Consider the following 24,361-nt stretch of genomic DNA (forward strand, 5'->3'; position numbering starts at 1 on the left):
GGAGCCGGTCCACTTCCCCCAACCTCACTCCGGGAAGCTGCCCACGAACAGCCGAGATCACTCAACGTAACGAAGCACTACTAGGGCCTTTCGTTTGGATCAGGCCGGGCCCGCGGTACGCCTGCGGCGCGGGACCTGCTCCCGGCGACCGAGACCCACCCCGGCCACTCGGGTGACCCGAGGGAAAGTCCATGGAAACCGGCGCGAAAGTCCACGGGTTCCGGCGGTGATGTGCGAGAGGTTCGGACGGGGATCATCACCGGTCCCGACCGGCGGTCGTCGCAGGTCTCAACTCGGAAAAGGTCGCAGACCAAAGTCGTATTCGATCTTGCCCACCCGGCCGCGAGTGGACTATACCTGTCCGCGTCTGCCCGGCCGTCCAACCCGGCCGCAGGCCCGGGGGTATGAGGGCGGGGCGTCGAACGTCAACTGCCCTTTCCCGTCCGAGAACCCGGCGCACGACCCCAGCTTCACACCGCCGCGGTGCCGGGGAGGGTCCGGTTCACCGCCTGAGTCCTGGAGAAGGCGAGGACTTGAGCATGGGATCCACCAGCGTCAACCGTCGTGACGTCATGAAGAGGGCGGCAGCCGCCGGTCTGCTCGCGGTGCCGGCCGTCGGGGCACTGAGCTCCTGCGCCAGTGGCGGCGGGGACGAGAACAAGGCCGAAAAGGGCGAGAAGACCAAGAAGAACCCGCTCGGCGTGAAGGAGGACGCCGGGCTCACCGTCTACATCTTCAACGGCGGGTACGGCGACAAGTACGCCCAGTTCGTCACGGACATGTACGCCAAGAAGTACCCCGAGGCCGATCCGGAACAGAAGCCGACGGAGAAGATCGCCACCCAGGTCCAGCCGAAGATCGTCCGTGGCAAGCCCACGGCGGACGTCGTCAACAACTCCGGCGCCGACCAGATCAACCCCGGCAAGCTGGTGCACAACAAGCAGGTCGCCGACCTCAGCGAGGTCCTCGACGCGCCCTCGTGGGACGACCCGAAGGTCACCGTCCGCGAGACCCTCGTGCCGATCGTCGAGCAGATGGGCCGCTTCGGCGGCAACGAGTGCTACCAGCTCAACATCGCGCTGACGGTGTACGGCAACTGGTACTCCAAGAAGCTCCTCCAGGAGGGCCTGGACGCCGAGTACCCCAAGACCTGGGACGAGATGCTCGCGGTCTGCAAGAAGGCCAAGGCCAAGGGCATCCACGGCTGGAGCTACCCGGGCGGCCACCCCCGCTACATGTTCTTCAGCATGTACGCCATGTTCGCCCAGCGCGGCGGGCGCGAGGTGACCACGGCCATGGACTACCTGGAGCCGGACGCCTGGAAGCACGACGCGGTCAAGGACGTCTTCGAGGCCTGGGAGGAACTGGTCGCCAAGAAGTACGTGCTGACCGGCTTCGACGGCACCGAGGCCCACACGGAGATGCAGACCGCGTGGACCAAGGAGGGCAAGTGCCTCTTCGTGCCCAACGGCTCCTGGGTGGAGAACGAGGCCAAGGACACCACGCCGAAGGACTTCGAGATGACCGTGGGGGCGACCCCCTCGCTCGACTCCGGCGACAAGATGCCGTTCGGCACGCTCTACGCCCCCGCCGGTGAGCCCTTCATCGTCCCCGCCAAGGCCAAGAACGTGCAGGGCGGCATGGAGTGGATGCGGATGATGTACAGCAAGGAGGCCGCGCTCAACCTGTTCAAGGAGATCGGCTCGATGCCCGTCGTCAAGGGCGCCATCGACGGTCTGAAGCTGCCCCCGGGCGCGGCGAGCGCCCAGGCGGCGATCAAGGCGGCCGGCGAGAACGTCGTCATCCCCCAGTTCATGGACTGGTACAACGAGCTGTTCCGCGAGGACTTCAACAACATGATCCACAAGTTCATGCAGGGCCAGATCGGCGCCCGGCAGGCGATGGACACCATGCAGAAGGCCTCGGACCGGATCAAGAACGACCCCGACATCACGAAGATCAAGAAGGCCTGACCCTCCGGGTCCCCTTGATCCTCCTGCGGGTCCGGGGCCTTCGCGGCCCCGGGCCCGGGCACGCGACCGAGCACGTAGGCATGTGAAAGAGCGGGCGGGGCTGAGCAGCGTGAAGACCGACACCCGGGTGGAGAAGACCCCACCTCCGAAGAAGCAGGCGGGCGCGAGGCCCGCACCGGCCGCACCGGGCCGGATGTTGTTCGTCCTGGCGGTGCTCCTGCCGCCCCGCTTCACCCCCGAACGGGTGCGCTACGACCGGCGCTACCGCACGCTCGACAAGTACCGCTTCATCGTGGGCTTCCTCGCCGTACCGCTCGCGTTCTACGCGCTGTTCGTCGTCTCGCCCTTCCTCCAGGCGATCTACTACTCGTTCACCGACTGGTCCGGCGGCCCGGTCGCGCACTTCGTCGGATTCGACAACTACCGCAAGATGTGGAACGACGAGCGCTTCTGGGACTCCGTCCAGGTGAGCGCCCTCCTGCTGCTCATCGCGCCCGTGCTCACCCTGGTCCTCGGCATGTTCTTCGCCTACATGATCACCTCGGGCGGCCGGCACCGCAGGGGACAGGCCATCGCGGGCGTCGCGGGCTCCTCGTTCTACAAGGTCGTCTACTTCTTCCCGCAGGTGCTCTCCGTCGCCATCATCGCCGTGGTGTGGGGCCGCGTCTTCAACACCAACAGCGGCCTGATCAACGGCGGCCTCGACAAGGTCGGCGTCGACGGGCCCGCCTGGCTCGGCGGCGACGAGACCCTCGGCATCGTCTCGCTGCTCACCGTGATCAGCTGGAGTTTCATCGGCTTCTACGTCGTGCTCTTCTCCGCCGCCATGGGCGCGATCCCCAAGGACATCTACGAGGCCGCCCTCCTCGACGGCGCGGGCCGCGCCCGCACCTTCTTCAACGTCACGCTCCCGCTGATCCGGGACACGGTGCGCACCGGCTGGATCTACATGGGCATCCAGGCCCTGGACACCTTCGCCATCTGCCTGGTCATGGTGCCGCCGCACGTCCTGAAGGTGACCCCGGTCTTCCTCTACGAACGGTTCCGGGACGGCCAGTACGGCTACGCCACCGCCATCGGCGTCGTCCTTCTCCTCCTCAGCATGGCGTTCTCCCTCATCGTCATGCGGGTCGGGAACCGCGACCGGATCGAATACTGAGACCGCGGGAGCCACTGCATCATGACCACGATCAAGACCTCCGCGCCCCGCTCCGAGACCACCTCCGCGGTCCGCCGCGAGAGGGAGGCGGGCGGCGCCACCCTCAACGTCTTCTCGCACGCCTTCCTCGTCCTGTGGGTCGTCCTCGCCGCCGGACCGCTGGTCTGGGTGGCGCTCACCGCGTTCCGCCCCTCGGCCGAGATCCTCAGCGACCCGATGGGCTGGCCGGCCTCCTTCCACTGGGAGAACTTCAGCAACGCCTGGAGCAAGGCGAGCATCGGCCGGTACACCCTCAACTCGCTGATCATCCTCGCGGGTTCGCTGACCGGCACCATGCTGCTCGGCTCGATGGCGGCCTACGTCATCGCCCGCTTCACCTTCCCCGGCAACCGCTTCGTCTTCATGCTGTTCGCGGGCGGCATGATGTTCCCGGTCATCCTCGCCCTGGTGCCGCTCTTCGCGGTCATGGAGAACTTCGGCCTCCTCGACACCCGGCCCGGCCTGATGATCGCGTACATCGCGTACTCCCTGCCCTTCACCACCTTCTTCCTGACCTCCTTCTTCCGCACGCTGCCGACCGGCGTGCAGGAGGCGGCCATGGTCGACGGGGCCTCGCACACCCGCACCTTCTTCCAGATCATGCTGCCGATGGCCAAGCCCGGCCTGGTCAGCATCGGCATCTTCAACTTCCTCGGCCAGTGGAACCAGTACCTGCTGCCCCTGCTGCTCAACAACGAGGACGAGAAGAGCTACGTGCTGCCGCAGGGCCTCGCCTCGCTGGCCGTCTCGCAGGGCTACCGGGGCGACTGGGGTGCGCTCTTCGCGGGCCTGACGATCGCCATGCTCCCCGTGCTCGTCGTCTACGCGGTCTTCCAGCGACAGGTACAGGCCGGACTGACCGCCGGTGCCATCAAGTGACCTGGTGGAGCGGGTGATTTCAGCTTGGCCACGAAAGTGGTCTAGGCCTGTCAAGGCCAATCGGGCCGTGAGTAGTCTCTGCGCCACGGCGCCGCGGGGGGCGACCGGACGCGCTCAAGTCGACACCGATGTCGAAGGGTTGAACCATCATGAGGAATCGAATAATCGCCACCGGTGCGGCAACGGTCGCCATGGCCCTTGGCCTCACCGCCTGCAGCGGTGACAGCGACAGCGGCGACAGCAAGACGATCAAGCTCGTCGCCGCCGACTACGGCGACAAGGCCTCCAACGCCTCCAAGGTGTACTGGGCCGAGGTCAAGAAGGAATTCGAGAAGGCCAACAAGGGCTACGAGGTCGACGTCCAGGTCATCAACTGGAACGAGATCGACAAGTCCGTCAAGAACATGATCCAGGCGGGCAACGAGCCCGACCTGCTGCAGACCGGCGGCTACGCCGACAAGGTCGCCGACGACCTGCTCTACAAGGCGGACGAGGTGATGTCCGCCAAGACGCGCGAGAACCTCATCCCCACGTTCGCCAAGGCGGGCGAGGTCGACGGCACCCAGTACGGCATTCCGTGGGTCTCATCGAGCCGCGTGATGTTCTACAACAAGTCCGTCTTCAAGAAGGCCGGCATCAAGTCGCCGCCCAAGACGTGGGACGAACTCGCCGCCGCGGCAAAGAAGATCAAGGCCAAGAAGGCCGCCGACACCCCCTACGCGCTGCCGCTCGGCCCCGAGGAGACCCAGGGCGAGTCGCTGATGTGGGAGCTCGGCAACGGCGGCGGCTACACCGACGCGGACGGCAAGTACACCCTCGACAGCGCGAAGAACGTCGAGACCTTCGACTGGCTCAAGACCAACCTGGTCAAGCCCGGTCTGACGTACGCCAACCCCGCCTCCACGGACCGCAAGACGGCCTTCGCGGACTTCGCGGCCGGCAAGGTCGGCATGCTCAACGGCCACCCGAGCCTCATCCAGATGGCCAAGGAGGGCAAGGTCGACTACGGCATCGCCCCCATCCCGGGCAAGGCGGGCCCGCTGCAGAGCACCCTCGGCGTGGCCGACTGGATGATGGCGTTCAAGGACGGCGGCGCCGAGAAGGAGGGCGTGAAGAAGTTCCTGGACTTCACGTACTCCAAGAAGGTGCTGGCGTTCGACGAGATGTACAACCTCATGCCGGTCACCCAGGACGCCCTCAAGACCATGCAGGGCAACGGCAAGCACAAGGACCTCGAACCGTTCTTCGCGGTGCTTCCGAACGCCAAGTTCTACCCGCTGGGCGACACCTCCTGGGACGTCGTCTCCGCCGAGATGAAGAAGACCGGCGGCAAGGCCGTCGCCGACGACCCGAAGCAGGTCCTCGGCGACCTGCAGAAGAAGGCGGAGTCGGCCGCCGCCGAGGCCAAGTAGCGGCCCCGCACGGCCCGTTCACCCGCTCCGCCCCGTCCGCAAGGAGTCCTCGTGTCCCTGAAGGCCCCTCCGTCCCCGGCCGCGTCCGGCCGGGGACGGGGCGGGCGCGCACCCAGGCCGGTGAGCCGCCGCAGCGGTCTGGCCCGGCTTGGCCCGCTGCCCTGGATAGCGCCCGTCATCCTGCTGATCCTCGCCGTGGTCGTCTGGCCCGTCGTCGAGCTGATCCGCACCTCGTTCCTCAACATCTCCATCGCCGGCAAGGTGCGCGGCAGCGCCGGGACCGACAAGTTCAAGAAGCTCTTCGAGGAGAGCGACTTCGGGGCCGTCCTGCTCTGGACGGCGGTGTGGACCGTCGTCGTCGTCACCGTGACGATGCTGCTCTCGCTGGCCCTCGCCCAGCTGTTCAACCAGAAGTTCCCCGGCCGCACCCTCACCCGCTGGGCGCTCATCGCCCCCTGGGCGGCCTCCGTCCTGATGACCGCCATCGGGTTCAAGTGGATGCTCAACCAGACCGCGGGCGTGCTCAACACGCTGATGCTCGACCTCGGCCTGATCGACGACTCCAAGGACTGGCTGGGCAAGCCGGAGACCGCCTGGCCGTGGATGATGGCCGTCGCCGTCTTCGTCTCCCTGCCCTTCACCACGTACACGCTCCTGGCCGGTCTGCAGACCATCCCGCAGGAGGTCTACGAGGCCTCACGGATCGACGGCGCCGGGACCTGGCAGACCTACCGCCACATCACGCTCCCGATGCTGCGGCCCGCCTTCCTCGTCGGCGTCGTCATCAACCTCATCAACGTCTTCAACTCCTTCCCGATCATCTGGGCCATGACCCAGGGCGGTCCGGGCTACGACACCTCCACGTCGATGGTGTTCATGTACAAGCTGAAGGAGACCGACATCGGTGAGTCCGCGGCCATGTCGGTCGTCAACTTCCTGATGGTCGTGGTGCTCGTGCTGATCTTCCTGAAGGTCAGCCGGTGGAACGAGGAGGACTGATGGCCACCGCGACGGCGACCCGCCCCGCGCCCCGGAAGGACGGCGGGCCGAAGAAGGCCCGGCGCGCGTTCCGGCCCCGCACCCTGGTCATCACGGCCTGCGCCTGGCTCCTCGCGGCCGTCTTCCTCGCGCCGTACCTGGAGATGGTCGTCACCGCGCTCCGCCCCAAGGAGGAGCTGCGGGACCGCACGTACCTGCCCACCGACCTGGAGTGGGCGAACTTCGTCGACGTCTGGAAGGAGTCGGAGCTCGGCCAGAACCTCCAGGTGACGCTGATGGTGGCGGGCGGCGCGACGCTGCTGGTCCTGCTGGTGTCGCTGCCCGCCGCGTACTACACGGCCCGCATGCGCTACCGCGGCCGCAAGCTCTTCCTGCTCCTCGTCCTGGTCACCCAGATGTTCCAGCCCACCGCCCTGCTGGTCGGTCTCTACCGCGAGTTCCACCAGCTGGACATGCTCAACTCGGTCTGGACCCTGATCCTCACCAACGCGGCGTTCAACCTCGCCTTCGCGGTGTGGATCCTGACGGCCTACATCAGCTCGATCCCGCCGGAGCTGGAGGAGGCCGCCATGGTGGACGGCACCAGCCGCTTCGGGGCCATGATCAAGGTGACGCTGCCGCTCGCCCTGCCGGGCGTCGTCACGGCCGTGATCTTCACCTTCATCACGTCCTGGAACGAGTTCGTGATGGGCCTGACCCTGACCACCGAACCGGAGAAGCAGCCGCTGACGGTGGGCATCAACAACTTCATCGGCAACTACACGGTGCAGTGGAACTACCTCTTCGCCGCGTCCGTGGTCGCGATCATCCCGGTGATCGTGCTGTTCGCGTTCATCGAGAGGCACGTGGTGTCGGGGCTCACGGCGGGCTCCGTCAAGTAGCGCCGACACGACGCGGAACGGCCATCCGGAGCGATCCGGATGGCCGTTCGGCCGTACGGGGCGGGGCGGCGGTCAGGCCAGGGGCTCGGCGTCCAGGCGGACGACCACGGCGGGGCCCGCGCGGAACGCGGGGCTCGCCGCGTCGGCCTCGACCATGTGCGGGGTGGCGTCGTGCGCGTCGAGCGCCTCCTGCGAGGCCCACCGCTCGATCAGGACGAAGCGGTCGGGGTCGCCGCTCACCTGGTGCAGGTCGTACTGGAGGCAGCCGTCCTCGGCGCGCACGAGCGGCGCGAGGCGCTCGAAGGCGGCGATCTGGTCCTTGCCGCGGCCCGGGAGCGTGGTGATCTGGATGACGAGCTTGATCTGCTGGGACATGGGTGGAACTCCGTTCGGTGTGGTGATCGGCGCGGTCGTGCGCCCGGTGCTGTTCCGCGGGGCGGGGAGCGGTCACTCGTGGATGCGCAACACCCGGCCCACACCGCGGACGCGGCTCAGCCCCCGCAGCTCGTCGAGGGCGCCGTCCAGCGCGTGTTCGGGCGCGGGGAAGGTGAGGAAGACGATGCGCGCCCGTGCCCGCGAACCGTGCTGGTCCACCGTGCGGATCGACACGCCGTGCCGGGCGAACACCCCCGTCACCTCGGACAGGACGCCCGGCGCCTCCTCGACGTCGGCGCGGACGTAGTACGAGTGCACCAGGTCCCGCGCCGGACGCAGCCGCGCCGGAGGGCCGACGGGGATGCGGCGGTGCGTGCCGCGCAGCAGCTGGTCGGCGGCGCCCGTGACGTCGCCGAGGATCGCGGACGCGGACGGGCGGGGGCCCGCCCCGTGCCCGTAGAACATGAGCTCACCGGCGGCGGAGGTGGTCAGGAACACCGCGTTGAAGCTGTCGCGGACGCTGGCCAGCGGATGGTCGCGGCCGATCAGGGCGGGGAAGACCTGGGCGCCGATCGCGTGGCCGTCGGGGAAGCGCTCGGCCACGGCGAGGAGCTTGATGTCGTATCCGAAGCGGGCCGCGAGTGCGAAGTCCTCGCGGTCGAGGCCGACGATGCCCTCCCGGCCGACGTCGTCCGCCACGACCGACCGGTTGAAGGCCAGCGAGGCGAGGATGGCGAGCTTGGCGGCCGCGTCGGCGCCGTCGACGTCGGCACTCGCGTCGGGCTCGGCGTACCCGAGCTCCCGGGCCTCGGCCAGCGCCTCGTCGAAGCCCAGGCCGTCGGCGGTCATCCGGGTCAGCACGAAGTTGCTGGTGCCGTTGACGATGCCGATCACCCGCGTGACGTCCTCGGCGAGCAGGGACTCCCGCAGGGGGCGCAGGACGGGCACGGCCGCCACCGCGGCGGCCTCGAAGAAGAGGTCGACCCCGGCGCGGTCGGCCGCCGCGAACAGCTCGGGGCCCGCCTTCGCGACGAGCTCCTTGTTGGCGGTCACGACCGGCTTGCCCGCTTCGAGCGCGGTCATGACGAGCTCACCGGCCGCCGCCGTGCCACCGATCAGCTCGACCACGAGATCGACGTCATCGGCCTTGACCACGTCGTACGCGTCGCCGGTGAACAACTCCGCGTCCAGTGCGGCCGGACGGGGCTTGCGCGGGTCGCGCACCGCTATCCGTACGAGCTCCAGGGAGATCCCCGTGACGTCCTCGACCGCGGCCCGCCGGTCGACGAGCAGGCGGGCGAAGCCGGCCCCGACGGTGCCGCACCCGAGCAGCCCGACCCTGATCCGGTCCGGCGCGCTCCCGGCCGTCACGCCGGGATTCCCGGTGCCGGACCGCGGTGCGGGCGGTGGGTGCCGAAGTTGCGCCGGTGGTAGACCAGCGGGGCCCTGGTCACCGCGGCCTCCGCGGCGTCGACGCGGCCGAGGACGATGACGTGGTCCCCGCCGTCCACGAAGTCGGCCGCGGTCGACGCCAGCCACGCGGCCGCCCGGGAGATGCGCGGGAGTCCCTGCTCGGTGGTCCAGGACGTGCCGTAGAACTTGTCGATCCCGCCCTTGGACGCGAACGACATCGCCAGGTCGTCCTGGTCCGCGCCGAGGACGTTGAGCCCGAAACGGCCGGTCTCGCGGATCACTTCGAGCGTGCGCGACCTCCTGTCCAGGCTGACCAGGACCATCGCGGGCGCGACCGAGAGGGAGGAGAAGGCGCTGACGGTCGCGCCGCACGGCGGGCCGTCGCCGGGCAGCGCCGTCACGATCGAGACGGGCGTGGCCACGCAGGCCATGACATCCTTGAAGGCGTCCTGCAGGGTGGGGGAGACGGTCTCGGTGCTATTCATCGAAGGTGCCTGTTCCGATCAGCAGGGCGGTCTCAGCTTCCATTCCCAGGCCGAACCCCAGCCCGGGGAGTTCGTCGGCGAACCACGACGTGAGGAGCGCGGGGAACGCGTCGGACGCGAGGACGACCGTCAGGGCGTCGTCGACGGCGCGGACGAACTCCGGGTCGTCCTTGCGCATCATGAATCCGTAGGACTCCGCGCCGAGCCGCACGTCGAGCAGCCCGACGCCGGCGGGCGCCCCGGGGCCGCGCAGCAGCGCCCGCAGGATCACCTCGTCCGCCACCATCGCGTCGACGCGGGGGTCGTCGGCGAAGGTGTGCAGGGCCGCCCCGATGGACGGCACCCCGACGAAGGTGTGGGCGAACCCCGGGCCGGTCCCGGCCGTCAGCGCCGCCTGGCTCGTCGAACCCTGGATGCCGACCACGCGCAGGGCGCCCCCGGCCGGGTCCGCGCCGGGTTTCACGGCGATGCGGTGCGAGGTCCGGAAGACGGGCCGGCTGAACGCGCAGCGCCGCAGCCGCGACGGGGTGATCGTCGTCGAGCCGCACTCGATGTCGATGCGCCCGTCGGCGAGCAGCTCCTCCCGCGTGGCGGACGTGACCTCGACCGCTTCGAGCGGCGGCGCCGCCCCCGTACCGGCGAAGACCCGGGCGAGGACGAGCCGGGCCAGGTCGACGGAGTAGCCGACGGGTTCGAAGGGCGCGGCCGGGGCGTAGGAGAACGGCGGGGTGTTCCGCTGGAAGCCGACGCGCAGGGGCGCGCCGCCGCGTGCGCCGGTGACGCTAGCCGACACGGGCGGCCACCTCCACGGCGGGGCCGAGACCCGTGCGGTACCGCGCGGCGAGCTCCCGGTATTCGGCGGCGGTCTCGTCGAGCACGGCCACGTCGCTGTCGCTCAGCGTCATCAGGACGGTGGCGGGGGTGCCCGCGATGAGGCTCCGGGGCGGGTAGACGGGGCCCGCGCTGAGCACCACGCCCGCCGAGATCCGCGAACTCGCCCCGACCGACACGCCGTTCAGCAGCACCGAGCCGATGCCGACGACCGATCCGGCGCCGACCGAGCAGCCGTGCAGCACCGCGCTGTGGGCGACCGTCACGTCGGGCCCGACGGTCAGGGGTTGGCCGGGGTCGGAGTGGAGCATCGCGTGGTCCTGCACGTTCGACCCGCGGCCGATCCGGACGCTCCCCTTGTCCCCGCGCACGGTCACGCCCGGCCACAGGCTGACGCCCTCCTCGATCTCGACGTCCCCGATCACGACGACGTTCTCGAACGCGTAGACGCTGGGGTGGATGCGGGGCGAGACCCCCTGGAAGCTGTACGTCTTCACAGCTCAGGCTCCCTTCCGGAGAAGCGGCGAGAGGCGGGCGAGGCTCGCGAGGACCTCGTCCCTGGAGAGTCCGAAGTCGACGAGGCAGGCGACCTCGTCCACACCCATCTCCCGGAAGCCCTCCAGGGTGGCGCGGGCCTGTTTCACGTCGCCGATGAGGGAGCTCGACGAGACGTAACGCTGGAACACCATCTCCAGGAAGTCGTCCCGGTCCTCGTCGAGGTTCCGCAGCGTCGCGGACTTGTCGCGCGACTCGCTCTGTCCCGACGTCGCGTGCTGCGTGACGAAGGAGCTCAGGTACGCGGTCATGGCGGGCCTGACCGTTCGCACGGCCTCGTCCATGTCGTCGCCCACGTAGGTGTGCAGCATCAGCGACACGACGCCGAGGTCCGGGTCGAGTCCCGCACCGGCCCGCGCCTCGCGGTAGATGTCGATGCGCTTCTTGAGCTCGGCGGGGCCGAAGTTGATGAGCGCGGACAGGACGTTGAAGCCGTTCTCGCCCGCGAACCGCCAGGCCCCCTCGCTCTTGGACGAGGTCAGCCAGACGGGGAGCTCCGGCTGCACGGGCCGCGGGAAGGTCAGGATGTCGTGGCTCTCGCCGAGGGCGTCGGTGCGCTCGACGGCGGTCCCGCGCCACAGGTCCTGCAACTGCTCCCGCGACCGGTTGAGCACCTGCGCCCTGTCCTCGAACGCGTCGGGTGCGAGGACGAAGTCCCGGGCGTGCCAGCCGGGCGCCACCGCGAGGTCGACCCGCCCGCCCGACAGGTTGTCCACGAGCGCCCACTCCTCGGCCACGCGCAGGACGTCGTGCAGGGGCAGGTTCACGCTCCCGGCCCGGATCCGCACGTTCTCGGTGATCATCGCGAGGGCGGCGCCGAGGACGGACGGGTTGGGGTAGGCGCCGCCCGCGTCGGTGAAGTGCCGCTCGGGGGTCCAGACGGCGCCGAAACCGGCGCCGTCGACGTAGCGGGCGACGTCGAGCAGGAGCTCGTAGGGATCGCTCTCGCCGCTCAGCCCCGAGAAGAAGATGACGCCCAGGTCGGGCACGGACGACGCGTCGTCCCCGCCCCGCCCGGCGGGTTCGGGGGCGCTCGTGGCCCCCGACTTGAGCTTCGCCTTCAGGCTCGCCAGCTGTCCGGCGGCGAGGAAAGGACTGTCAGACATGGGCGGGCTCCTCGACCAGCAGTGCCTTGATCACGTTCGTGGTCCGCGCGACCGAGCTGTTCTCGTAGAAGTCCTTGACCGAGAAGTCCAGTTCGAACGTCTCGCGCAACTTGTTGATCAGCTGGATCGCCATGAGCGAGTTGCCGCCGAGCTCGAAGAACTCGCGGTCGTGGTCGGTCGCGGGCGCACCGACGAAGCTCTCGAAGATCCGCGCGACGATGCCGCGGATCTCGGCGGTCGCCCCGTCGAGGGCGTCGTCCGCGGCCGGGTCCTCGGCGCGGACATCGTCGGCGGCGGTGGCGGCGGGGCTCGCCTCCGGGGCCGGAGCCGGGCGGTTCCCGCTCCCCCCAGCCGTCTCCTGGTCCGTACCGAATCCGAGCGCGGGCTCCACCCAGTGGACCTGGCGCTCGAACGCGTACGTGGGCAGTGAGACCATCCGGGCGGCGACCGCGTACTCCTCGATGGGCACCTCCGGGTCGGCGGCCCAGCCGAGGGCGACGGCGTCCGCGAACGACTCCTCCTCGCGCTCCAACTCGCCGAGCGTCTGGGCGAGGTCGGGGGCCGGGCCACCGTCGGACGCGAGGTTGGCCCGCACCAGGTTGCTCATCGACCCGCCCGCGCCGATCTCGACGAACCGGCTCACGCCCGACTCCCGCAGCGTCCGCAGGGACTCGGCGAAGCTGACCGTGCGCAGCAGGTGATCCGCCCAGTAGTGCGGGCTGCGGGCCTCGTACTCGGTGAGGACGCGGCCGGTGATGTTCGAGACCAGCGGAATGCGCGGCGCGTGGAAGGTGAACGACCGCAGGAACGCGCGGAACCCGTCCGCGGCCTCCCGCATGAGCGGCGAGTGGAAGGCGTGGGACGTCGCCAGACGCTGGTGACGCACGCCCGCGTCGGCGGCCCGTGCGGCCGCCGCATCGATCGCCTCGTGGGTCCCGGACAGCACGGACTGCGTGGGGGAGTTGATCGCCGCGACCACCAGCGACCCGCCCTCCAGCAGGTCCGCGAACGCGTCGAGGCCCTCCACCGCGAGCATCGCCCCTGGCGGGCACTCGCCCATGAGCTTCGCCCGGGTCGCGACGAGCGCGGCGGCCGACGGCAGGTCGAAGACGCCCGCGACGGTCGCGGCGACGACCTCCCCGAGGCTGTGCCCGAAGAGGTGGCTCGGCCGGACGCCGGAGTCGATGAGCGCCGTCGCCAGGGCGTACTCGACGGCGAACAGGAGCGGCTGCGCCACGGAGGTGTCGATGCCCTCCACGTCGGCGTCGGGCCCGAGGTGGCTGCGCAGGTCGAAGTCCGTGTGCCGGTTCACCGCATCGACCGCCTCGTCGAGCCTGCGGGCGAAGCGCTCGTTCTTCCCGGCGAGCAGGGACCCCATCGCCCGGCGCTGCGTGCCCTGGCCGGCGAAGACGAACGCGAGGTCGTCCGCGCCTGCCTCGGCGCCCCGGTGGTAGCGCCCGGCCCGCAGCCGGGCGATGGCCTCGGCCCGGTCGGCGGCGGCCAGCGACGCCCGGTAGGGGTGCCGCGTCCTGCCCTCGCGCAGCGTGTACGCGTACGCGGCGAGCGAGGCGTCCGGGTCCGCGGCGAGGCGCTCGGCCAGCGCGGCGGCCTGGCCCCGCAGGGCGTTCTCGGACCGCGCCGAGAAGGTGAGGACGCTGGGGCCCGCGTCGGGGGCGGGCGCGGGCTCGGCGGCGGGCCGCTCGAAGCTCCTGAGGATGACGTGACCGTTCGTGCCGCCCATGCCGAAGGCGCTCACACCGGCCCAGAGGTCGGTGTCGCGGTCGAGCGGCAGTCCCTCGGTGGTCACGAAGTACCGTGAACCGTCCAGGTCGAGCGCCGGGTTGAGCTCGCCCACGTTCACCGTCGGCGGCACGTACCTGTGCTTGAGCACCAGGGCCGCCTTGATCAGGCCGATGATGCCCGCCGCGATGTTGAGGTGCCCGAAGTTGCCCTTGAGCGAGCCGATGCCGCAGGGGCCGCCGTCGTGGCCGTACGCCTGCTTGATCGCCTCCATCTCGATGGGGTCGCCGAGCGCGGTCCCGGTGCCGTGCGCCTCGATGTACGCGATGTCGGCCGGTTTGGCGCCCGAGATCTGCAGGGCGTCGCTCAACACCGCGACCTGGCCGCCGACGCTCGGGGCGGTGAAACTCACCTTCTCCGCACCGTCGTTGTTCACCGCCGACGCGGCGATCACGGCGTGCACCTCGTCGCCGTCGGCCAGCGCGTCGCGCAGCCGCTTCAGCAGGACGAGCCCGAGTCCGTTGGTGAACACCGTGCCGTTGGCACCGGCGTCGAACGGCCGGCAGACCCCGTCCGGCGACAGCACGCCGCCGACCTGGTACCGGTAGCCGGACTGCTGCGGAAGTCGTACGTGCACCGCCCCGGCGACGGCCGCGTCGCACTCGTTCAGGAGCAGGCTCTGCACGGCGGAGTGGACCGCCACCAGACCGGTCGAGCACGCGGTCTGCACATTGACGCTGGGGCCGCGCAGGTTCAGCTTGTACGAGGTGCGCGTCGCGAGGAAGTCCTTGTCGTTGCCGTGCCGGACGACCATCTCGCCGAGCGACTCGACCAGGTCGGGACGGCGCAGGGCACCGAAGAGGTAGGTGCTCATGCCCGAACCGGCGAAGACGCCGATCCGCTGCTCGGTGCGGTGCGGGTCGATGTTGGCGCGTTCGAGGAGCGAGACGGACGACTCCAGCATGAGCCGCTGCTGGACGTCGAGGATGTCCGCCTCGCGGGGGGAGTATCCGAAGTACGCGGAGTCGAACTCGGCGACACCCTCCAGGACTCCGGCCCGCTTCACGTAGTCCGGGCGGGAGCGCTGCGCCGCGGGCACTCCGGCCGCCGCGACCTCCTCGTCCGTGAGGTCCCTGATGGCGCTCTCGCCGTCCACCAGCTTCTGCCAGAACTCGTCGACATCGCCGGCCTGCGGCAGCCGGCACTCCATCGCGACGATGGCGATCAGCTCGTCTTCACTTTCCATGGTCATCCTTGGTCGGTCCGGTGCGAAGTCCGGGACGGAGCGGGTTGCCGGCGCAGGCGGGCGCGCCTGGTCGACAGGACGTGGCCGCGCGTGGCGCGGCCGCGGCCCGTGGCGGCGCCGGGCACGGGGTCGTGCGCCTCCTCGGCCAGCGATTCCAGGTACCGCCGCTGGGCGTTGAACGAGGTGTGCTCGAAGAGGCGGACGAGCGGGAAGCGGACACCGAACGCGCGCTGCATCTCGGCGTGGAGCACGACGATGGTCAGCGAGGTGCCGCCGACGTCGAAGAAGTTCGACTCGCGGTCGGTCAGCGTCCCCGCGCCGCCGCCGGTCACGCCGAGCCAGACGCGCTCCAGCCGGTCGGCCACCGAGCCGCCCTTCGGAGCGGCCCCCGCGGCGTCCGCGGCGCGCCGGGCCCGCTCCTCGAGGTGGCCGCGGGCGACCTCGGCCAGCGCCTTGCGGTCGGCCTTCCCGTTGGGGAGCTTGGGCAGTTCGGGGAGGAAGACGAAGGCGGACGGGAGCATGGCGCTCATCAGCCGCTCGCCCAGGTGGTCGCGGAGCGGGCGTTCGGCGCTCGGGTCGCCCTCCACGACCGCGACGACGACCTTGGTGAAGCGGTCGTCCTGCGCGCAGACGAAGGCGTCGCGGACGCTCGGGTGCGACTGGATCGCGGAGCGGACCTCCTGCAGTTCGATCCGGACGCCCGCGATCTTGATCTGGTCGTCCGCCCGGCCGAGGACCTCCAGGACGCCGTCGGCGTTCCGGCGCCCGAGGTCGCCCGTCGGATAGGCGAGGACGGGCTCCCCGCCGATCCGGAGCTCGACGAACGGCGAGACCATCCGGCCCTCGACCAGGTAGCCGTGGGAGGGGTGGTCGGCCGCGATGTGGACCTCGCCGGTGGTGCCGTCGGGGCACGGCTGCCGGTTCTCGTCCAGGACATGGCTGCGCGAGTGGGGGAGGTTCGGGCCCACGGGCTGGATGCCGGGAGGCGCGTCCTTCGGGACACGGTGGAAGTGCTGGGCGAGCGTCGTCTCGGTGGGTCCGTAGAGGTTCACCACCTGGCAGTTCGGGAAGAGGCCCCGCCAGCTGTCGGCGAGCGCGCCGTCCAGCGGCTCGCCCGCGAAGAAGGAGAGGCGGACGGCGGGTGCGGGCTCGCTCCGTCCGGCGGCCGACAGCCACACCCGGCCGAGCGAGGGGACCAGGTGGAAGGCCGTGACCTCGTGGTCGCGCAGGAAGCGCAGGACACCCTCCGCGTCCAGGTGCCGGTCGTCCGGGACGCACAGGGTGGCGCCCGAGATCAGGGGGGTGAGGGCGTCGCGGAACCAGACGTCGAACGACAGGTTGGTGAGGTGGGCGAAGCGGTCGTGCGCTCCGACGCCGAATTCTTCGGACTGCCACTGGAGGAACAGGGACAGCCCGGTGTGGCTGCCGACGATCGCCTTGGGCTTCCCGGTGGATCCCGAGGTGAAGGCGATGTAGGCGTAGTCCTCGTTCTCCAGGGGCGCCGCCCGGACGTCGTCGCCGGTGGTGCCGGGCCCGGGGCGCACGGCGATCCGGTGGCCGTGCGCGCAGTCGATCGTCGCCCGGGCCGGGCCCGCGTTCAGCATCGTCTCGCGCCGCACGTCGGGCAGCGCCTCGTCGACGAGCATGACGATGGCCCCGGACAGCCAGACTCCGAAGACGGCCACGACGGCCGGTGCGCCGCGCCTGCCGAGAACGCCGACGACGTCGCCCCTGCCGATGCCCCGCTCCCGCAGGTCGTCCGCCACCTCCCGGGCGCGGGAGAGCAGTTCGGAGTAGGAAATCGAATCGGCAGAGGAGGTGATCGCGGGCGCGTCGGCGAATTTCTCGCACGCCCGCCTCAATAGGGTGTGGACCGCCTGCACGGATGACTCTCCATGGGTGGGGGTTTCGGACGCGGACCGTGAGGTCGACGGGCGCGGACGGCGCCTTCTCCTCAGCGGTCGCGGAAACGGGAACGAAAGCGGAGTTCGGCTGTTCCGTCGGTCCGCCGGGAGAAGTACAAGGTTCAACTCACCGGCGGTGGGCGCTTTTTCGGTCGCGGAGTTTCTCCGTGACATCTGGCGACGATGCTTCCAGTGCAAATCGATCACCGTCAAGCGGCAAATATCTGCCGCCCGGCGAATTGCGAGAAACGGCAACCGGCACAAATTTGCCGGTTGTTGGGTGCGCCGGGCGGCCACTTCAGCTCGACCGCGAAACCCCAGGCGGGGGTGCCGGAGATCACACTGCGTGCTCCTTGGGCGACGGTAGTATGCGGGCTGAGCCGTGATGATCTTGATCTGGCGGGGGCCGTTTTGCTTTACGCGCCCAGGTATGACGCAACTGAGAGGTAATTCCAGGTGGTGCACCACACCGCGAGGCTCCCGGACTTGTTGCGTGCGTGGCGGGCCACGGCCGGAAAGAAATTACAGCGCGGTAAACCGCTGCCCCAGAAGGAAGTCGCCCGGCGCATGGACGTGAGTGAGCGCTGGTACCGCAATCTGGAGAGCGATACGGGGGTGCCGCTCACCCCTGACGCGCTGATGCGGCTCTCCGACGCGCTGGCGCTCGGCCCCGACGAACGCCTGGCCCTGTACGGGAGCGTGCACGCCGACCCGGCCGCCCCGGGCCTCGAGCGCGATGCCGAGACCCTGGAGGCGCTCGTCCAACTGCTCGCCACCCAGGAGGAGTTCCCCGCCTACCTCGTCGACCAGGCGTGGAACATCCTCGACTACACGGGGACCATGGCGACCTGGTTCCCCTGGGTCAGGGAGCCCGGCGCCAATCTCCTGCGCTGGGTCCTCACCTGCGCCGAGGCGCGCGAACAGCTCACCGACTGGCCCGGCCACGCCGCCGTCTACCTCGCCCAGCTACGGTTCGCCCTGGTGACGGGCCGCGGCGGGAACCAACTCGGCGCGCTGCTCGACGAAGTGCTCGACGACCACGAGTGCCGCAGGCTGTGGAGCCAGGACCTCAACGTCATCGCCTACCGGCAGGGGCACCGCTTCACCCTGCGCCTCCCGCACCTGAACGCGGGGGAGACCACGGTCACGTCGCAGGTGCTGCTGCCCGCCTACCGGCAGGAGATCCGGTACGTACTGCTGCTGCCCGTGTCCGGCACGGGCATGACACCGTGCACGCCGGAGCAGCCGTCGGGCACCTCGGCCCGGCACCAGGCCCAGGCACGGGCCCAATGACTTCCAGGAGGACGCGATCGTGAGCCGGCAGGTGGCAACAACAGAGGTGGACGGCGAAGCCAGGGCCAAGAAGAGAGCCGAGGGCCTGGTGCTCGCCGCGGCCTCGGTCACGGTGGCGCTGTGGGCGTCGTCGTTCATCGCGATCCGCAGCTCCGGCGAGCACTTCGGACCGGGCGCGCTCGCCTTCGGCCGGCTCGCGGTGGCCTCCCTCGTGCTCGGCGCCATCCTCCTCGTGCGACGCGAGGGGTTCCCGCCGCGCGAGGCCTGGCTCGGCATCGCCGCATCGGGGCTCCTGTGGTTCGGCGCGTACATGGTCGCGTTGAACTGGGGCGAGCGGGAGGTGGACGCGGGCACGGCCTCCATGATCGTCAACATCGGACCGATCCTGATGGCGCTCCTCGGCGGCTGGCTGCTCAAGGAGGGCTTCCCGCCCAAGCTGATGGCGGGCATGGCGGTGTCGTTCGCCGGGGCCGTGGTGGTCGGGCTCGCCACCTCGGGCGGCGGCGGATCCTCGCTCCTCGGCGTGCTCCTGTGCCTGCTCGCCGCGGTGGTCTACGCGGTGGGCGTGGTGCTGCAGAAGCCGACGCTGAAGCACGCCACGCCCTTGCAGGTGACGACGTTCGGCGCGCTCGTCGGGGCGCTGGCGTGTCTGCCGTTCGTCGGCCAGTTCGTCTCGGAGGTGGGCCGGGCCCCGGCGTCGGCCACGCTTCAAGTGGTGTACCTGGGCGTCTTCCCGACCGCTCTCGCCTTCAGCACCTGGGCGTACGCGATCTCCCGGACGACCGCGGGAAAGATGGGCGCCACGACGTACGCGGTTCCGGTGCTCGTCATCCTCATGTCGTGGCTGTTCCTCGGTGAGGTACCCGCCCGGCTCGCGCTCCTCGGCGGCCTGCTCTGCCTGTCCGGCGTCGCGGTGTCGCGCATGCGCGGGAAGGCGCGGGAGCAGGTCCCGGCGGCCGCGCCGGAGGGGCCCGCCACCACGGAGTCCAGGGCCTCGACGGAGTCCGCCCGGTAGGCGTCCCGATTTCCGTCAACGACTTGACTACAGCATCTCCTTCAGCAGAGTTTGGAGTTCACAACTTGTACATGGCCCGGTAGCGGTTTCCGAGGCCGGTGTCACGGGGGCCCACGGGCCGCCCGAAAGAGGGCAAAGGGTGAGAGTCAATGGAGACTCCGGGGTCGCAGTCGTCTCTGCACCGGGCCAATCTCGAGCGGGTCGTACGCGCCGTGCGCCTCGCCGGATCGCTCACGCAGGCGGAGATCGCGAGGACGACGGGCCTGTCGGCCGCGACGGTCTCCAACATCGTCCGGGAGTTGAAGGACGGCGGCACGGTCGAGGTCACGCCCACCTCGGCGGGTGGCAGGCGGGCCCGCAGCGTCTCGCTCAGCGGTGACGCGGGCATCGTCATCGGCGTCGATTTCGGCCACACCCACCTGCGCGTGGCGATCGGCAACCTCGCTCACCAGGTGCTCGCGGAGGAGTCCGAGCCGCTCGACGTGGACGCGTCCGCCGCGCAGGGCTTCGACCGGGCCGAGCAGCTGGTCAGCCGGTTGATCGCGGCCACCGGAGTGGACCGTACGAAGATCGCCGGAGTGGGGCTCGGCGTGCCCGGCCCCATCGACGTGGAGTCCGGCACCCTCGGCTCGACGTCGATCCTGCCGGGCTGGACCGGCACCAAGCCCGCCGAGGAGCTGGGCGGCCGCCTCGGTGTCCCCGTGCACGTCGACAACGACGCCAACCTCGGCGCGCTCGGTGAGCTGGTCTGGGGCAGCGGCCGGGGCGTCAAGGACCTCGCGTACATCAAGGTCGCCAGCGGCGTCGGCGCGGGGCTCGTGATCAGCGGGCGGATCTACCGGGGCCCCGGCGGCACCGCGGGGGAGATCGGGCACATCACGCTCGACGAGTCGGGTCCGGTCTGCCGCTGCGGCAACCGCGGCTGCCTGGAGACCTTCGCCGCCGCCCGTTACGTCCTGCCGCTCCTGCAGTCCAGCCACGGCACCGACCTGACCATGGAGCGCGTGGTCGGCCTCGCGCGCGACGGCGACCCGGGCTGCCGACGGGTGATCGCCGACGTCGGACGGCACATCGGCAGCGGCGTCGCGAACCTCTGCAACCTCCTCAACCCCTCCCGTGTCGTCCTCGGCGGCGACCTCGCGGAGGCGGGCGAGCTGGTGCTTGGGCCCATCAGGGAGTCGGTCGGGCGGTATGCCATCCCGAGCGCCGCGCGCATGCTGTCCGTCCTGCCCGGCGCGCTCGGCGGACGGGCCGAGGTGCTCGGCGCGCTGGCCCTCGCGCTGAGCGAGATGGGCGATTCAACCCTTTTGGACGGAACGCTGCCTGCGAGCACACCTGCCTTCACTTAGATAACGCATGGCACCGTTGTCATCTCGTTAAGGATTTACTCCTTGACGCTGGTGTGGCGGCCGAGTTGACTTCGAGCCACCTCGGCCGCAACGACGCGGCCTCGTCAGGGAGGCACCCCACCATGAACGCAATGACGCGTCGCGTCGTCATAGGCACGGCCGCGGTTTCGATGGCACTGGCCATGACCGCGTGCGGCAAGGCCGGCGACGACGACGACAAGGGCAGCGGCGGCGACAACAAGACCATCGGTCTGCTGCTCCCCGAGAACAAGACCACGCGCTACGAGACCTTCGACCGCCCCATCATGGAGGCGAAGATCAAGGAACTCTGCTCGGACTGCAAGGTCAAGTACAACAACGCCGCACAGGACATCGAGACCCAGAAGAAGCAGTTCGACGCCCTCGTCACCCAGGGCATCAAGGTCATCATCCTGGACGCGGTCGACTACAAGTCGACCAAGTCGTGGGTGAAGCAGGCCGACAAGCAGGGCGTGAAGGTCGTCGCGTACGACCGCCTCGCCGAGGGCCCCCTCTCCGCGTACGTCAGCTACGACAACGAGAAGATCGGCCGCCTGCAGGGCGGAGCCATGGTCAAGGCCCTCGGCTCGAAGGCCAAGGACGCCAACGTCGTCATGATCAACGGCTCGCCGACCGACCCGAACGCGCCGTTCTTCAAGAAGGGCGCCCACTCGGTGCTCGACAAGAAGGTCAAGAAGATCGCGTACGAGCAGGACATCCCGGACTGGTCGCCGGACGAGGCGAGCCGCAAGATGTCCTCCGCGATCGACAAGCTCGGCAAGGACGGCATCCAGGGCGTCTACGCCGCCAACGACGGCATGGCGGGCGCCGCGATCAACGCCCTCAAGGGCCGCGGCATCAAGGTCCCGGTCGGCGGCCAGGACGCCGAACTCGCGGGCGTGCAGCGCCTGTTGACCGGCACCCAGGACTACACGATCTACAAGCAGATCCGGCCGGAGGCGGAGACCACCGCCGAGATCGCGGTGCGCCTGCTGCAGGGCAAGGACATCGACGCGATCACCGACCGCAAGGTCGACTCGCTCAGCGGCGACTTCAAGGGCATCCCCGCCAAGCTGTACGACGCGCAGGCGATCACCAAGGACGAGGTCGCCGACACGATCGTCAAGGACAAGGTCTACAAGGTCAGCGAGATCTGCACGGCCCAGTACAAGAAGGCCTGCGACGCCGCGGGTATCAAGTAACTCCCGTTTGCGGTAAGCCCGTTCGTACGAGATGAGCCCCGGGGGCGCGAGAGAGCGCTCCCGGGAGCCCGTACGGCACGGGCTCCGGTACCGGTCCGGTGCCCCGCCCCATCATCCGCCCCGCAAACGGGGGGCGGGCACCGGACTCGCTCGCGGAGCACCGCTCTCCCCGGTGAGCGTCGCTCGTGCGGCACTGTCCTTCTGCACCACCATCCCCGCCGGTCAGGCGGCGAAGGAGATGATTCACGTGTCCGCTACGCCCGTGCTGGCGTTGCGCGGGGTCTCCAAGCGGTTCGGCGCCGTCCAGGCGCTCACGGACGTAGACCTCGAAATCCACACCGGTGAGGTGGTCGCCCTCGTCGGCGACAACGGCGCCGGCAAGTCCACCCTCGTCAAGACGATCTCGGGCGTCCACCCGATCGACGACGGAACCATCGAGTGGGAGGGCAGGCCGGTCCGCATCGGACGCCCGCACGACGCCCAGAACCTCGGCGTCGCCACCGTCTACCAGGACCTCGCCCTCTGCGACAACCTCGACGTCGTCGCCAACCTGTTCCTCGGCAGCGAGCTGAAGACGGCGAGCGTCCTCGACGAGATCAAGATGGAGAAGCGGGCCAAGCAGCTCCTGGACACCCTCTCCATCCGCATCCCCAGCGTCCGCATCCCGGTCGCCGCCCTCTCCGGCGGTCAGCGCCAGGTCGTCGCCATCGCCCGCGCGCTGGTCGGCGACCCCAAGGTCGTCATCCTCGACGAGCCCACCGCGGCCCTCGGCGTCGAGCAGACCGCGCAGGTCCTCGACCTGGTGGAGCGGCTGCGCGAGCGCGGCCACGGCGTGATCCTCATCAGCCACAACATGGCCGACGTGAAGGCCGTCGCCGACCGCGTCGCGGTGCTGCGGCTCGGCCGCAACAACGGCACGTTCACCGTCGCGGACACCACCAACGAAGAGGTCATCGCCGCCATCACCGGCGCCACGGACAACGCCGTGACCCGCCGCAAGGCGCGCTCGGCCCCGGTCACGAAGGAGGACGCGAAGTGAGCGACCTCGCCAAGAACACCAAGCCCGCCGCCGACCCGGTCGACGCGCAGGGCACCGCGCCCGACCCGGCGGCCACGTCGGCCGCGCCGATCCCCGCCGTCGACCCGCGCCTGCTCGTCCGCGAGGAGGGCCTGGCCGGCTACTGGACCGAGTTCAAGCGCAAGATGCGCGGCGGTGAGCTCGGCTCGCTGCCCGTCGTCGTCGGCCTGATCCTCATCGCGATCATCTTCCAGCTGAAGAACGACCACTTCCTGGACGCGAGCAGCCTCGCGAACATCGCGGTCTTCACCTCCGGCCTCGGCATCATGGCCGTCGGCATCGTCTTCGTGCTGCTGCTCGGCGAGATCGACCTGTCGGTCGGCTCGGTGGCGGGCATGGGCGCGGCCGTCTGGGCCGTGCTGAGCGTTACCCACGAGATGAACGACTGGCTCTCGGTGCTCGTCGCCGTCCTGACCGGCCTGGTCATCGGCGCCCTGCACGGCTTCTTCTTCGCCAAGATCGGCGTGCCCGCCTTCGTGGTCACCCTGGCCGGGTTCCTCGGCTGGAGCGGTGTGCAGATCTGGCTGATGGGCGGCGAGGGCAGCATCAACACGCCCGAGGGCAGCGTCGTCGAGGACCTCACCGGGCACTTCTTCGCCGAGAAGGGCGCGGCCTACGGCCTCGCGGCCGTGGCGATCATCGCGTACGCGGCCTCCCTGCTGCTCGACAGCCGCCGCCGCAGGGGCGCGGGCCTGCCGTCCCGCCCGGTCAGCGAGATCGTGCTGCGCACGGTCGTCGTCGCCGTCCTCGCGGGCGGCGCCGCCTACGAGCTGAACGAGCCGGTCGGCGCCCGCGGCCTGCCGCTCGCCCTGGTGCTCTTCCTCGCCGTCCTGGTGATCGCGGACTTCGTGGCGCGCCGCACCACCTTCGGCCGCCAGGTCTTCGCGGTCGGCGGCAACGCGGAGGCCGCGCGGCGCGCGGGCATCAACGTGGACCGCGTCCGGATCATCGTCTTCGGCATCTCCGGCATGCTCGCCGCCTTCGGCGGCCTCTTCATCGCGAGCCTCTCGGGCGGCGCCACGAAGAGCCTGGGCGGCGGCAACACGCTGATGATGGTGATCGCCGCGGCGGTCATCGGCGGCACGAGCCTCTTCGGCGGGCGCGGCAAGGTGTGGTCCGCGCTGCTCGGCATGCTGGTCATCCAGTCGATCCAGCAGGGCCTCAACATGCTCGGCATGGCGAGTGAGATTCAGTTCATGATCACGGGGGCGGTGCTGCTCGCCGCGGTGGTCATCGACTCTGTTTCCCGGCGTACCCAGAAATCGGCCGGTCGCGCGTAGCGTTCCCCTGAACGGATCGTGGGGCGGTTCCCCGGTTCCTTCGTCCGCGGGAGGTCTCCGGCTGAGCGCGCAGTTCCCCGCGCCCCTTATCAGGGGCGCGGGGTTCCGCTGTTCGTGTGACCGGGAAAA

General features: G+C 70.0%; 21 protein-coding genes and 1 pseudogene. 13 read left to right on the forward strand and 9 right to left on the reverse strand.

Annotation, left to right across the window (positions count from 1 at the left end; translation table 11 throughout):
- The first annotated feature begins 539 nt into the window (after nucleotides 1–539).
- The 6 genes from ngcE to ACZ69I_RS28280 all read left to right on the forward strand — a co-directional run bounded on the left by ngcE (nucleotide 540) and on the right by ACZ69I_RS28280 (nucleotide 7,342).
- The gene (ngcE, locus tag ACZ69I_RS28255; RefSeq protein ID WP_470835413.1) at nucleotides 540–1,973 is read left to right on the forward strand and encodes an N-acetylglucosamine/diacetylchitobiose ABC transporter substrate-binding protein; all 1,434 of its coding nucleotides are present in this window, start codon (nucleotides 540–542) and stop codon (nucleotides 1,971–1,973) included.
- A 193-nt stretch (nucleotides 1,974–2,166) separates the two neighbouring features.
- Complete coding sequence (locus tag ACZ69I_RS28260) at nucleotides 2,167–3,132, forward strand: carbohydrate ABC transporter permease (protein ID WP_470835555.1); 966 nt, start codon at nucleotides 2,167–2,169, stop codon at nucleotides 3,130–3,132.
- Nucleotides 3,133–3,153: 21 nt separating this feature from the next.
- On the forward strand, nucleotides 3,154–4,050 hold the full coding sequence (locus ACZ69I_RS28265) for a carbohydrate ABC transporter permease (RefSeq protein ID WP_467680171.1): 897 nt from the start codon (nucleotides 3,154–3,156) through the stop codon (nucleotides 4,048–4,050).
- 149 nt (nucleotides 4,051–4,199) lie between these two features.
- Nucleotides 4,200–5,462: an extracellular solute-binding protein gene (locus ACZ69I_RS28270; protein WP_470835414.1), complete on the forward strand. Its 1,263-nt coding sequence runs from the start codon at nucleotides 4,200–4,202 to the stop codon at nucleotides 5,460–5,462.
- Nucleotides 5,463–5,513: 51 nt separating this feature from the next.
- Nucleotides 5,514–6,461: a carbohydrate ABC transporter permease gene (locus tag ACZ69I_RS28275; protein WP_470835415.1), complete on the forward strand. Its 948-nt coding sequence runs from the start codon at nucleotides 5,514–5,516 to the stop codon at nucleotides 6,459–6,461.
- Nucleotides 6,461–7,342, forward strand: a complete 882-nt coding sequence (locus tag ACZ69I_RS28280; RefSeq protein ID WP_467680177.1) for a carbohydrate ABC transporter permease — start codon at nucleotides 6,461–6,463, stop codon at nucleotides 7,340–7,342. The genes ACZ69I_RS28275 and ACZ69I_RS28280 overlap by 1 nt, the downstream gene beginning before the upstream one ends.
- A 72-nt stretch (nucleotides 7,343–7,414) precedes the next feature.
- Here the strand turns inward: ACZ69I_RS28280 and ACZ69I_RS28285 are convergent, their stop codons facing one another.
- From ACZ69I_RS28285 to ACZ69I_RS28315, 7 genes are all read right to left on the reverse strand, one after another.
- The gene (locus tag ACZ69I_RS28285) at nucleotides 7,415–7,717 is read right to left on the reverse strand and encodes a putative quinol monooxygenase (protein WP_467680179.1); all 303 of its coding nucleotides are present in this window, start codon (nucleotides 7,715–7,717) and stop codon (nucleotides 7,415–7,417) included.
- 72 nt (nucleotides 7,718–7,789) lie between these two features.
- Nucleotides 7,790–9,088, reverse strand: a complete 1,299-nt coding sequence (locus ACZ69I_RS28290) for a homoserine dehydrogenase (protein ID WP_470835416.1) — start codon at nucleotides 9,086–9,088, stop codon at nucleotides 7,790–7,792.
- Nucleotides 9,085–9,615, reverse strand: a complete 531-nt coding sequence (locus tag ACZ69I_RS28295) for a flavin reductase family protein (protein ID WP_467680183.1) — start codon at nucleotides 9,613–9,615, stop codon at nucleotides 9,085–9,087. Before ACZ69I_RS28295 ends, ACZ69I_RS28290 begins: the two co-directional genes overlap by 4 nt.
- Nucleotides 9,608–10,408 (reverse strand): transporter substrate-binding domain-containing protein, encoded by an 801-nt coding sequence (locus tag ACZ69I_RS28300; protein WP_470835419.1) that lies wholly within the window; start codon nucleotides 10,406–10,408, stop codon nucleotides 9,608–9,610. The genes ACZ69I_RS28295 and ACZ69I_RS28300 overlap by 8 nt, the downstream gene beginning before the upstream one ends.
- Complete coding sequence (locus ACZ69I_RS28305; protein WP_467680189.1) at nucleotides 10,398–10,943, reverse strand: gamma carbonic anhydrase family protein; 546 nt, start codon at nucleotides 10,941–10,943, stop codon at nucleotides 10,398–10,400. Before ACZ69I_RS28305 ends, ACZ69I_RS28300 begins: the two co-directional genes overlap by 11 nt.
- Before the next feature lie 3 nt (nucleotides 10,944–10,946).
- Nucleotides 10,947–12,107 carry a MupA/Atu3671 family FMN-dependent luciferase-like monooxygenase gene (locus tag ACZ69I_RS28310; RefSeq protein ID WP_470835420.1) on the reverse strand — a complete coding sequence of 387 codons (1,161 nt, stop codon included), beginning with the start codon at nucleotides 12,105–12,107 and terminating at the stop codon, nucleotides 10,947–10,949.
- A complete protein-coding gene (locus tag ACZ69I_RS28315; protein WP_470835421.1) occupies nucleotides 12,100–15,093 on the reverse strand; it encodes a beta-ketoacyl synthase N-terminal-like domain-containing protein in 2,994 nt (997 codons plus the stop codon). The genes ACZ69I_RS28310 and ACZ69I_RS28315 overlap by 8 nt, the downstream gene beginning before the upstream one ends.
- Here ACZ69I_RS28315 and ACZ69I_RS28320 point away from each other — a divergent pair.
- Nucleotides 15,065–15,271 (forward strand): hypothetical protein, encoded by a 207-nt coding sequence (locus tag ACZ69I_RS28320; RefSeq protein WP_467680196.1) that lies wholly within the window; start codon nucleotides 15,065–15,067, stop codon nucleotides 15,269–15,271. The two genes, ACZ69I_RS28315 and ACZ69I_RS28320, sit on opposite strands and share 29 nt — an antisense overlap.
- On the opposite strand, the pseudogene ACZ69I_RS28325 reads toward ACZ69I_RS28320, so the two are convergent.
- A pseudogene (locus ACZ69I_RS28325) lies at nucleotides 15,270–17,171 on the reverse strand (non-ribosomal peptide synthetase); the annotation flags it as partial. The gene ACZ69I_RS28320 and the pseudogene ACZ69I_RS28325 overlap by 2 nt on opposite strands.
- A gap of 35 nt (nucleotides 17,172–17,206) precedes the next feature.
- Nucleotides 17,207–17,338 carry a hypothetical protein gene (locus ACZ69I_RS28330; protein WP_470835422.1) on the reverse strand — a complete coding sequence of 44 codons (132 nt, stop codon included), beginning with the start codon at nucleotides 17,336–17,338 and terminating at the stop codon, nucleotides 17,207–17,209.
- Nucleotides 17,339–17,564: 226 nt separating this feature from the next.
- Here ACZ69I_RS28330 and ACZ69I_RS28335 point away from each other — a divergent pair, with 226 nt between their 5' ends.
- The 6 genes from ACZ69I_RS28335 (at nucleotide 17,565) to ACZ69I_RS28360 (ending at nucleotide 24,232) form a co-directional block, all read left to right on the forward strand.
- A complete protein-coding gene (locus tag ACZ69I_RS28335) occupies nucleotides 17,565–18,290 on the forward strand; it encodes an MmyB family transcriptional regulator (protein ID WP_470835424.1) in 726 nt (241 codons plus the stop codon).
- Between the two features lie 46 nt (nucleotides 18,291–18,336).
- Nucleotides 18,337–19,305: a DMT family transporter gene (locus tag ACZ69I_RS28340; protein WP_467680462.1), complete on the forward strand. Its 969-nt coding sequence runs from the start codon at nucleotides 18,337–18,339 to the stop codon at nucleotides 19,303–19,305.
- 149 nt (nucleotides 19,306–19,454) lie between these two features.
- Nucleotides 19,455–20,654: an ROK family transcriptional regulator gene (locus ACZ69I_RS28345; protein ID WP_470835425.1), complete on the forward strand. Its 1,200-nt coding sequence runs from the start codon at nucleotides 19,455–19,457 to the stop codon at nucleotides 20,652–20,654.
- A 122-nt stretch (nucleotides 20,655–20,776) separates the two neighbouring features.
- Complete coding sequence (locus ACZ69I_RS28350; protein ID WP_467680202.1) at nucleotides 20,777–21,874, forward strand: substrate-binding domain-containing protein; 1,098 nt, start codon at nucleotides 20,777–20,779, stop codon at nucleotides 21,872–21,874.
- Nucleotides 21,875–22,112: 238 nt separating this feature from the next.
- Nucleotides 22,113–22,913 carry an ATP-binding cassette domain-containing protein gene (locus ACZ69I_RS28355; protein WP_467680464.1) on the forward strand — a complete coding sequence of 267 codons (801 nt, stop codon included), beginning with the start codon at nucleotides 22,113–22,115 and terminating at the stop codon, nucleotides 22,911–22,913.
- The gene (locus tag ACZ69I_RS28360) at nucleotides 22,910–24,232 is read left to right on the forward strand and encodes a sugar ABC transporter permease (protein WP_470835428.1); all 1,323 of its coding nucleotides are present in this window, start codon (nucleotides 22,910–22,912) and stop codon (nucleotides 24,230–24,232) included. The genes ACZ69I_RS28355 and ACZ69I_RS28360 overlap by 4 nt, the downstream gene beginning before the upstream one ends.
- The last annotated feature ends 129 nt before the right edge of the window (nucleotides 24,233–24,361 follow it).

The sequence above is a fragment of the Streptomyces sp. NPDC036815 genome (assembly GCF_055609205.1).

Bases quoted from the DNA above. Each gene is read 5' to 3' on its own strand.
- ACZ69I_RS28355 (WP_467680464.1), top strand. From the start codon at position 22,113: ATGATTCACGTGTCCGCTACGCCCGTGCTGGCGTTGCGCGGGGTCTCC.
- ACZ69I_RS28295 (WP_467680183.1), bottom strand. From the start codon at position 9,615: ATGAATAGCACCGAGACCGTCTCCCCCACCCTGCAGGACGCCTTCAAG.
- ACZ69I_RS28335 (WP_470835424.1), top strand. From the start codon at position 17,565: ATGGACGTGAGTGAGCGCTGGTACCGCAATCTGGAGAGCGATACGGGG.
- ACZ69I_RS28265 (WP_467680171.1), top strand. From the start codon at position 3,154: ATGACCACGATCAAGACCTCCGCGCCCCGCTCCGAGACCACCTCCGCG.
- ACZ69I_RS28345 (WP_470835425.1), top strand. From the start codon at position 19,455: ATGGAGACTCCGGGGTCGCAGTCGTCTCTGCACCGGGCCAATCTCGAG.
- ACZ69I_RS28315 (WP_470835421.1), bottom strand. From the start codon at position 15,093: ATGGAAAGTGAAGACGAGCTGATCGCCATCGTCGCGATGGAGTGCCGG.
- ACZ69I_RS28350 (WP_467680202.1), top strand. From the start codon at position 20,777: ATGAACGCAATGACGCGTCGCGTCGTCATAGGCACGGCCGCGGTTTCG.
- ACZ69I_RS28320 (WP_467680196.1), top strand. From the start codon at position 15,065: ATGGCGATCAGCTCGTCTTCACTTTCCATGGTCATCCTTGGTCGGTCC.
- ACZ69I_RS28270 (WP_470835414.1), top strand. From the start codon at position 4,200: ATGAGGAATCGAATAATCGCCACCGGTGCGGCAACGGTCGCCATGGCC.
- ACZ69I_RS28285 (WP_467680179.1), bottom strand. From the start codon at position 7,717: ATGTCCCAGCAGATCAAGCTCGTCATCCAGATCACCACGCTCCCGGGC.
- ACZ69I_RS28280 (WP_467680177.1), top strand. From the start codon at position 6,461: ATGGCCACCGCGACGGCGACCCGCCCCGCGCCCCGGAAGGACGGCGGG.
- ACZ69I_RS28260 (WP_470835555.1), top strand. From the start codon at position 2,167: ATGTTGTTCGTCCTGGCGGTGCTCCTGCCGCCCCGCTTCACCCCCGAA.
- ACZ69I_RS28310 (WP_470835420.1), bottom strand. From the start codon at position 12,107: ATGTCTGACAGTCCTTTCCTCGCCGCCGGACAGCTGGCGAGCCTGAAG.
- ngcE (WP_470835413.1), top strand. From the start codon at position 540: ATGGGATCCACCAGCGTCAACCGTCGTGACGTCATGAAGAGGGCGGCA.